We start from the raw sequence: 7,839 nt of genomic DNA on the forward strand, positions 1-7,839 counted from the left end.
TAGACGATGGCAAAGAACAAAATTGAGCGCATTGACCAGGAGATTACAAAGGTCCGCGAGAAGATCGCAGAGTATCAGGAAAAGCTCAAGGCGCTGGAAGCACAGAAAACCGAGGCAGAAAATCTGGAGATCGTCCAGATGGTGCGCGCCCTGCGTATGACCCCGACCCAGTTGAGCGCCATGCTGTCCGGTGGCACAGTTCCCGGCAGTTTGGCTGATGACAATAACGAACAGGAGGAAAACAGCTATGAGGAATAAACGATTGCTCCGAACACTTTCCGCCTTTTGCCTGACAATGGTTGTGGCATTTGGCTTTACGATCCCTGCTTTTGCACAGGGGTCAGAACAGGCTCCGGCGGCACCGGCAGAGGATTCTACCAATGACAGCAATGTGATTGTGGAAGAAACAGAACCAGCACCGGCACTTACACCGGAGGGGAATGCGGCACTGGTGGATGATTTTGGAGGCAATAAGCAGCTTATTACTGTTACCACCAAGGCTGGAAATTACTTTTACATCCTGATTGACAGGGCGAATGAGGATAAAAAGACTGCTGTTCACTTTCTGAATCAGGTGGATGAAGCGGATTTGATGGCACTGATGGAAGATGAAAATGTCAAAGAGAAGCCGTCTGCTGTGTGTAGCTGCACGACAAAATGTGAAGCAGGGGCAGTCAATACGACTTGTCCGATCTGTGCAACTGATAAGAGTAAATGTACGGGCAAAGCACCGGAACCTCCGGCAGAAACATCGGAGCCGGAAAAGGAGAAGCCTGCCGGATTGAACCCGGCTGCGATAGTCCTTTTGCTGGCTCTGCTGGGCGGCGGTGGCGTATTTGCCTACTTGAAGCTCGTTAAGAACAAGCCTAAGACCAAGGGCAATGACAGTCTGGACGATTATGATTATGGAGAGGAAGATTCCGAGGAATGGGAAACCGAGGATGAGGAGTCGGAAGAACCGGATGCTGACGGGGGCAGCACAGAAGAAGATGATGAGGACAGTGTGAAATGACCCGTTTCACAGACAGTCCCTATGAACGCATGATGACACGCAGGCCGGAGGGCGGGAAGGAAACTTCCCGTCCTCCTTCTTTACCCTACAACCACCCCTGCTATGGTTGCGGGAGTTATGGAAGCCCCTGCGTAGGTATCTGCCATCGTGAGATGGAACGCTGGCTCAAAGAAAGGAAACGAAAAAAATGAGTGTTCTGATTATATTTATCAAGCTGATTGCTGTTTTTGACCTGCTGGTGATCGCCGTGTATTTTGGCGGCGACATTCTTTCTACCATGTTAAACAAACTTCGGAGAAAGCCAAAGCAAGATGACCCCTTTGATTTCTCCTTAGATACCGTGACAGTTTCATTGTCCATAGATTCTATCCGTCAGCTTTATTCCGGCGATGCGGCAGATTTTGTGGAAGAAAAGATCCTGCCAAATGCGGAGAAAACAATGGCCGTGCTGACGGAACAAGAACAGACGGCGGCTCGTCTGCTCTTATCCGCTCTGATCGGTTTTCTTGCAGCAGAAGCTCCTATGGATGAACAGAGCTTTCCTTTGATGATGGAACTTCTGAACTGCATGGAAGGGGAAAAAGAAGATGGTTGTCAGGATGCAGTAGATAGTTTATTTGAAGATGCCGCCTGCAATACCCGCCGTCACGAAGAATATTACAGCAATTATCAACGCTACCAGCTGATGCAGGTGGATAAAACCCGTGTCATTTTGGCTTGCCGTATCATCATCAATGACCTGCTGGGGAAACTGTACCGCTATGACTACCGGTTTGGTTATAACCTGCTACTGGATGAGGAAAACAGCATAGAGAAAAAACTGCACACGCCTGTGCGGGAAGAATGGGAGGCTGAAGATGATGAGATATAAACTGGTAATCGCTGAAAAACCATCGGTTGCACAAAGTCTGGCTGCGGTAATCGGTGCAACTGCTCGTAAGGACGGGTATTTGGATGGTAACGGCTGGCGTGTCAGCTGGTGCGTGGGCCATCTGGCCGGTCTTGCGGATGCAGACAGTTATGATCCCAAGTATGCCAAGTGGCGATATGATGACCTGCCTATTCTGCCGGAGCATTGGCAGATGGTAGTGGGAAAGGATAAGAAAAAGCAGTTTGATATTCTCAAAAAGCTGATGAACGCCCCGGATGTGACGGAGGTAGTAAATGCCTGTGATGCCGGACGCGAGGGCGAGCTGATCTTCCGCAGCGTCTATGAGCTGGCAGGCTGCCAAAAGCCGATGAAAAGGCTCTGGATTTCTTCGATGGAGGACTCCACCATAAGGGAGGGCTTTGCAAACCTGCGCCCAGGTGTAGATTATGATGGACTTCGGGATGCTGCTCTCTGCCGTGCCAAGGCCGACTGGTTGGTAGGGATCAATGCCACAAGGCTTTTTTCCGTGCTGTACCACCGCACCCTCAACATCGGGCGCGTGATGTCCCCAACGCTGGCACTGATTGTCCAGCGAGAAGCTGAAATCGACACCTTTCAGCCGGTTCCTTTTTATGCCGTGGCGCTGGAGCTGCCCGGTCTTACCATATCCGGGGAGCGCATGGCGGATAAAGCTGCTGCCGAACAGCTGAAAGAAGCCTGTCAGGGTGCAAATGTCACAATCAAAAAGGTGGAGCGCAAGGAAAAGTCCGAAAAGCCGCCTGCCCTCTATGATCTGACTACCCTGCAAAGAGATGCCAACCGTCTGCTTGGATTTACGGCCCAGCAGACCTTGGACTATCTGCAAAGCCTGTATGAAAAGAAGCTCTGCACCTATCCCCGTACTGACAGCCGCTATCTGACCGGTGATATGGCAGACAGCCTGCCAGTGCTGGTGAATCTGGTTGCCAATGCTATGCCGTTTCGGAAAGGGATCGCCATTTCCTGTGATGCCGGTGCGGTCATCAACGATAAGAAAGTAACCGACCACCACGCAGTAATTCCCACCCGAAATCTCAAGGATGCAGACCTTTCTGCCCTTCCTGCGGGAGAAAAAGCAGTGCTGGAGCTGGTGGCCCTGCGCCTGCTGTGCGCCGTGGCCCAGCCCCATATCTATTCGGAAACCGTTGTGATTGCAGCGTGTGCCGGTGGGAAATTTACCGCCAAGGGAAAAACGGTGAAGCACCCCGGATGGAAAGCACTGGAGGACGCTTACCGTGCCAAAACGAAGGATGCAGAGCCGAAAAAAGAGGGTGCAGAGAAAGCCCTGCCGGAGCTGACTGAAGGACAGACCCTTTCAGTTGTTGCTGCAATCGTCAAAGAAGGCAAAAGCAGTCTGCCCCTGCACTTTACGGAGGACACCCTATTGTCCGCGATGGAGACTGCTGGAAAAGAGGATATGCCGGAGGATGCCGAGCGAAAAGGTCTGGGGACACCGGCCACCCGTGCCGGTATTTTGGAAAAGCTGGTATCTGCCGGTTTTCTGGAACGAAAAAAGAGCAGGAAAACGGTGCAGCTTCTCCCTTCCCACGATGCAGTTTCCCTGATCACCGTTCTGCCGGAACAACTGCAATCGCCGCTTCTGACTGCCGAGTGGGAGTACCGACTGGGCGAGATCGAGCGCGGGCAGCTTGCCCCGGAGGAGTTTTTGGACGGGATCAGCACCATGCTGAAAGATCTGGTGGGGACTTATCAGGTCATCAAGGGAACTGAGTACCTGTTCACTCCGCCCCGTGAGGTGGTGGGCAAATGCCCTCGCTGCGGCGGTGAAGTTGCAGAACTGCAAAAAGGCTTCTTCTGTCAGAATGATTCTTGCAAATTTGCAATCTGGAAAAACAACAAATGGTGGGCTGCCAAGAAAAAACAGCCGACCAAGGCTGTGGTGTCTGCACTGCTTAACGATGGCCGTGTCCGTGTGACGGGCCTATATTCGGAGAAAACCGGAAAGACCTACGATGCCGCTGTGGTTTTGGAGGATGATGGACAGTACGCCAACTTCAAGCTGGAATTTGACCAGCGGAAAGGAGGCAGCCGATGAAGCTCTCTTTAGTGGAACGGGAAACCATTCTCCTCTATAACCAGGCAGAACCAATGGCTGAGATCTATACTCATGATCCCCGTCTGATGGAGAAGCTGGATCTGCTGGCAAAAAAGCACCCCGACCAGATCACCCGAAAGGACGCCCATAACTTTACCGTCCCCAAGCGGTGTGTATCAGTCCGGGAGCCATATAGCGCAGAACGCCGCAAAGCCGCCAGTGAGCGTGCGAAAGCCGCCGGATACCAGCCTCCTATGCGAAAGTCCGACAGTTAAAGGCACATGACAGAGAATGTATTTGAAGCAGTCAAGCAGTCGGTCAGCACCAGAGATGCGGCAGCGTTTTATGGGATCGAGGTCAAACGAAATGGCATGGCCTGCTGTCCCTTTCACGATGATAAGAACCCAAGCATGAAGGTAGACCAGCGGTTCCACTGCTTTGGCTGCGGTGAAGATGGGGATGTGATCGACTTTACCGCAAAGCTCTTTGACCTCTCCTCAAAAGAAGCGGCGGAGAAACTGGCACAGGACTTTGGCCTGATCTATGACAGTCAGGCCCCTCCCCGCAGGAGATATGTCCGGCAGAAAACCGAGGCACAAAAGTTTCGGGAGGACCGGCAGCGGTGTTATCGCGTACTGTCCGATTACTACTATCTGCTGAAAAAATGGGAGGCCGACAATTCTCCCCGGACACTGGAGGAAGAACCGCACCCCCGTTTTGTGGAAGCAATCCAGAAAAAAACCTATGTAGAGTACCTGCTGGACCTTTTTCTGTATGAAAGTGAAGAAGAACAAAGGGCATGGATTGCAGAACACACAGCAGAAATCACACACTTGGAAAGGAGATTGAAAATCATGGCTGAGAACAAACCCACCAACCGAGAGCGGCTAAGGGAAATCACAGATGGCATCGAGCAGGGCATCAAAGAACTGTTTGAGAGTGAAAAGTATATGCGCTATCTGTCCGTTATGTCCCGCTTCCACCGCTATTCGGTAAACAACACCATGCTCATCTATATGCAGAAGCCGGACGCCACTTTGGTAGCCGGATACAATAAGTGGAAAGACCAGTTTGAGCGTCATGTAAAAAAGGGCGAGCATGGCATTACCATCATCGCCCCCACACCGTATAAGAAGAAAATCGAGGAACAGAAGCTGGACCCGGATACCAAGGCTCCGATTCTGGATAAAGACGGAAAGATCGTCACAGAGGAAAAAGAAATCGAAATCCCCATGTTTCGTCCGGTCAAGGTCTTTGATGTGAGCCAGACCGATGGGAAACCTTTGCCGGAGCTTGCTTCCTCCCTTTCCGGCAATGTGCCAAATTATGAGGCATTCATGGAGACCCTGCGCCGCAGCGCACCGGTGCCAATCACTTTTGAAACAATGGCCGCCGATACGGACGGCTATTTTTCTGCCGATCATCAGAAAATTGCCATTCGTCAGGGCATGAGTGAGGTGCAGACGGTTTCAGCCACAGTACACGAGATTGCCCACAGCAAGCTCCATGACCCTAAAAAATATGAAATGCTACCGTCATGGAAGGTTGTGCAGGAGAGTGAAGGTGAAACCAAGCATGATTTCAAGCTGGATTTTGCCACAGAAAAAGAAGCCGAACAGTTTGCTTCTGATATGGATTGGCGCTATGTGGACGAAAATCAGTTTGAATGGCGTCTTGCAGTCGAGGAAGATGCAACCGCAGAAAAACAGGCAATCAAAAACCGCCACACGGAGGAAGTGGAGGCTGAAAGCATCTCCTATGCAGTCTGCAAATATTTTGGCATTGAGACAGGAGAAAACAGCTTTGGCTATATTGCCAGTTGGAGTCAGGGCAAGGAGCTGAAAGAACTGAGAGCCAGTTTGGAGACCATCAACAAAACCTCCGGCACTTTGATCTCCGACATTGAGCGCCACTATAAGGAAATCTGCAAAGAGCGCGGAATCGACCCTCATGCAAAGGTAGAGCCGGAAACCGCCCCGATAGAGCAGCCAGCAGATTCCGCTAAGGTATCTGATAGACAGCCGACCGGTGATCTGACCTACTATGTAGCAGAGTGCATGGAATTTCCAAACCTCGGAGAATACCACGATAACCTGTCTTTGGAGGAAGCAATCCGCATTTATCAGGAGATTCCGGCAGAACGAATGAACGGGATCAAGGGCATTGGTTTTGAGCTGAAAGACGGAAGCGACTATGAAGGACCTTTTCCGATTTTGACCGGCCAGACCATTGACCTGGACACCATCCAGGCAATCGACTATTACCGTGATAATCCTCTGGTGCAAAAAGCGGTAAAGGAACTGGCTGCGGCAATGCCGGAAATGGAAGTGCTGGGGGCGGATGCCAACCAGCAGGAGGCTTTGTTTCTGATTGACGATGCCACCTATCTTCATATCCAGTCCTGTGACAGCGGCTGGGACTATACCCTTTACGATGCCGCGTCCATGAAAGAGTTGGATGGTGGTCAGCTGGATATGCCGGAGATTTCCCGCATGAAGGCAGTTCTCCAGATTTGTGATGACAACGATTTGGGCAGAGACTCGGTAAAATACGCACCGTTGTCCATGATTGAGACCTTGCAGGAAGCTGCCTACCAGCAGATGCAGGCAGAGGCCAGTCAGATGGCTGCTTCTTCTCAGCTGCCGGAAGCACAAGAGCAGGCGCTGGATGAATACCCTATGCCTGATGAGCAGGTATCCACACCGGATATGCAGGAATACGGCTACTTCTATGATGGGATGCTCCCTGTCACCAGAGAACGGGCGCTGGAACTGGATGCCGCTGGTTTGACTGTCTATGTGCTGCATGAGGACAATACGGAGAGTATGGTATTTGACTCGCAGGAAATCATGGATCATGGCGGCATTTTCGGTGTGGACCGTGAGGAATGGGCGAAAAGCCCTCAGTTCCACGAAAAGGTCATGGAGCGCCAGGAACATCAGCAGGAACGGGAACAGGCATTTCTTGCTCAGAACAGAGATTGCTTTGCCATCTATCAGGTGAGCCGTGACGATCCGCAGAATGTGCGCTTTATGAATCTGGACTGGCTAAAGTCCCATGACATTTCCATAGACCGTAGCAATTATGATCTCATTTACACTGCTCCGCTGAGGGAGTCTGGCACGGTACCGGAGCAGCTGGAAAAACTATATGAGCAGTTTAATCTGCAAAAACCGGCGGATTTTCACAGTCCTTCTATGAGTGTCAGTGACATCGTTGCGATCAAGCAGGATGGTAAGGTATCCTGTCATTACTGTGACAGTGTTGGTTTTACCCAGATACACGGATTCCTGCCGGAAAATCCGCTGAAAAATGCGGAGATGGCCGTGGAGGACGATTACGGCATGATCGACGGTATCATCAACAATGGCGCAAAAGAGCCTACGGTGGCAGAGCTGGAACAGCAGGCCCGCAACGGTCAGCCCATTTCCCTCATGGATTTGGCTGCCGCTGCCCATCGGGAGGAACGGGAAAAGAAAAAGTCCGTCATGGAGCAGCTGAAAAGCCAGCCCAAGGCAGAACACAAAAAGATAGCGCCAAAAAAGAGTGCGGAAAGGGAGATTTGATATGGGAAACTTTACTTTTGAGGAAATGAACCTGATGTGCATTTACAATACCGGCAGCCGCACCGGACTGATCGACAGCCTGCGTGAGATGCGCGGCGAGCTGGCCCCGGAGGAAACCGAGCTGCGGGAGTTGACAGACAGCGCACTGGGCAAGCTCCAGGCCATGAGTGATGCCGAGTTTGCCGAGCTGGAGTTGTATCCGGATTTTGACCAGTAAACACCATAATCGCAGGGATGGGGTGGCAATATGCCACCCCACCTTTTTACCCCAAAACTGAAAGGAGGACAGAACACT

Annotated in this window: 8 protein-coding genes; all 8 read left to right on the forward strand. The window is 51.5% G+C overall.

What is annotated here, in order from left to right; all coding sequences use genetic code 11:
* Positions 1-6: 6 nt before the first annotated feature.
* Genes ACIRUQ_RS15595 through ACIRUQ_RS15630 form a run of 8 tightly spaced genes read left to right on the forward strand, consistent with a single transcriptional unit; the run spans position 7 to position 7,761 of the window.
* Entirely contained in the window at positions 7-258 is a 252-nt protein-coding gene (locus ACIRUQ_RS15595; RefSeq protein WP_006777886.1) for a DUF4315 family protein, read from the forward strand.
* Entirely contained in the window at positions 248-1,012 is a 765-nt protein-coding gene (locus ACIRUQ_RS15600; protein WP_055290213.1) for a DUF4366 domain-containing protein, read from the forward strand. The genes ACIRUQ_RS15595 and ACIRUQ_RS15600 overlap by 11 nt, the downstream gene beginning before the upstream one ends.
* Positions 1,009-1,203 (forward strand): hypothetical protein, encoded by a 195-nt coding sequence (locus tag ACIRUQ_RS15605; RefSeq protein ID WP_082432783.1) that lies wholly within the window; start codon positions 1,009-1,011, stop codon positions 1,201-1,203. The genes ACIRUQ_RS15600 and ACIRUQ_RS15605 overlap by 4 nt, the downstream gene beginning before the upstream one ends.
* Positions 1,200-1,883 (forward strand): hypothetical protein, encoded by a 684-nt coding sequence (locus ACIRUQ_RS15610; protein WP_055290212.1) that lies wholly within the window; start codon positions 1,200-1,202, stop codon positions 1,881-1,883. The genes ACIRUQ_RS15605 and ACIRUQ_RS15610 overlap by 4 nt, the downstream gene beginning before the upstream one ends.
* Positions 1,870-3,978, forward strand: a complete 2,109-nt coding sequence (locus tag ACIRUQ_RS15615; RefSeq protein WP_055290211.1) for a type IA DNA topoisomerase — start codon at positions 1,870-1,872, stop codon at positions 3,976-3,978. Before ACIRUQ_RS15610 ends, ACIRUQ_RS15615 begins: the two co-directional genes overlap by 14 nt.
* On the forward strand, positions 3,975-4,253 hold the full coding sequence (locus tag ACIRUQ_RS15620; RefSeq protein ID WP_055290210.1) for a hypothetical protein: 279 nt from the start codon (positions 3,975-3,977) through the stop codon (positions 4,251-4,253). Before ACIRUQ_RS15615 ends, ACIRUQ_RS15620 begins: the two co-directional genes overlap by 4 nt.
* 6 nt (positions 4,254-4,259) lie before the next feature.
* Positions 4,260-7,544: a YodL domain-containing protein gene (locus ACIRUQ_RS15625; protein WP_055290209.1), complete on the forward strand. Its 3,285-nt coding sequence runs from the start codon at positions 4,260-4,262 to the stop codon at positions 7,542-7,544.
* 1 nt (position 7,545) lies between these two features.
* Positions 7,546-7,761, forward strand: a complete 216-nt coding sequence (locus ACIRUQ_RS15630) for a transposon-transfer assisting family protein (RefSeq protein ID WP_002576226.1) — start codon at positions 7,546-7,548, stop codon at positions 7,759-7,761.
* The last annotated feature ends 78 nt before the right edge of the window (positions 7,762-7,839 follow it).

Origin of the sequence: Eubacterium ramulus (assembly GCF_045002895.1) — a bacterium.
GTDB lineage: Bacteria > Bacillota > Clostridia > Lachnospirales > Lachnospiraceae > Eubacterium_I > Eubacterium_I ramulus.